We start from the raw sequence: 1302 nt of genomic DNA, 5'->3' as shown, positions 1-1302 counted from the left end.
GTGAGCTGAACCGGATTTTGTAGCGGCCCTGAAGCCAGGCATGATCGCCTTGGCGGATGGGAGAACACAGGTCCGATGCCTGCACCACGGAAGTACCCCGACGAGCTGCGTGAGCGAGCGGTCCGCGAAGTCCAGACCTCCGGGCGTCCGGTGGCCCATGTCGCGAAGGACTTGGGCATCCACAAGGAGGCCCTGCGTGGATGGGTCCGTCAGGCCGAGGCCGACAAAGGTGATCGGCCGGACCTGCTGACCACTGCCGAGCGAGCCGAGCTGGGCCAACTCCGCAAGGAGATAGCCGAGTTGCGTGGGGCCAACGAGATTTTGAAAGCCGCCTCGGTGTTTTTCGCGAAGGAGCTCGACCGGCCCCGCACGAGGCTGACGCGGTGATCAACCACCTCCGCGACGACTTCGGGGTCGAGCCTGTATGCCGGGAACTGGACCTGTCGGTCTCGGCATACAACGCTCGCCGCCGGCGCCCGAAGTCCGCCCGGCGACAGCGCGACGAACAGCTCGTCGAGCACATCCGCCGCATCTATGACGCGTCCGGCGAGACCTATGGAGCCCGGCGCATCCACCGCCAGCTGCGGCGCGAGGGCATCATCACGGCTCGCTGCACCATCGAGCGCCTCATGCGCGAGGACGGCCTGGAAGGCGTGATCCGCGGGCAACGGCGCCGCACCACGATTCCTGAGCCGTCCGCACCCCGGCCACCCGATCTGGTCAGCCGGCGCTTCACCGCGAGCCGGCCGAACGAGCTATGGGTCGCCGACCTCACCTATATCCGCACGTGGTCGGGCTGGGCCTATGTCGCCTTCGTCCTGGACGTGTACTCCCGGATGATCGTCGGATGGCAGCTCGCCACCCACATGCGAACCGATCTCCCTCTGGACGCACTGGAGATGGCCCTGTGGCGGCGGGGCATCAAGAAGTGCTCCGGCCTGATTCATCACAGCGACCGCGGCTCGCAATACGTATCCATTCGGTACGGTGAGCGGCTGATCGAAGCCGGCGCGACGGCCTCCGTCGGCTCCGTCGCGGACAGCTACGACAACGCGATGGCCGAAGCCCTCAACGGCTCCTTCAAGGCCGAGCTGATCGAGCATCAAGGACCCTGGCGCGACGCTGACCAGGTCGAACGCGCCGTCGTTCAATGGGTCGGCTGGTACAACACCGAGCGCCTGCACTCCGCCCTCGACTACCTCCCACCCGAGGAATTCGAGACCCAGCACTACCGATCTCAGGCAGCAACGAACACCGCCTGAAACCACGCAAACCGGCCGCTACGAAACTCGGGGCAGCTCA

Annotated in this window: 1 protein-coding gene; it reads left to right on the top strand. The window is 66.1% G+C overall.

Annotated features, from left to right (window positions below; genetic code table 11):
* Positions 1-75 precede the first annotated feature (75 nt).
* A protein-coding gene (locus ACZ7LS_RS36780) for an IS3 family transposase (RefSeq protein ID WP_385137464.1) occupies positions 76-1262 on the top strand; the annotation gives its coding sequence in 2 pieces (ribosomal slippage) (positions 76-349 and positions 349-1262; 1188 coding nt in all).
* Positions 1263-1302: the final 40 nt, after the last annotated feature.

This window comes from Streptomyces sp. NPDC039430, assembly GCF_055639435.1.
Note: the sequence above shows the minus strand (reverse complement) of the source record. Positions and strands in the feature narration are given on the sequence as shown.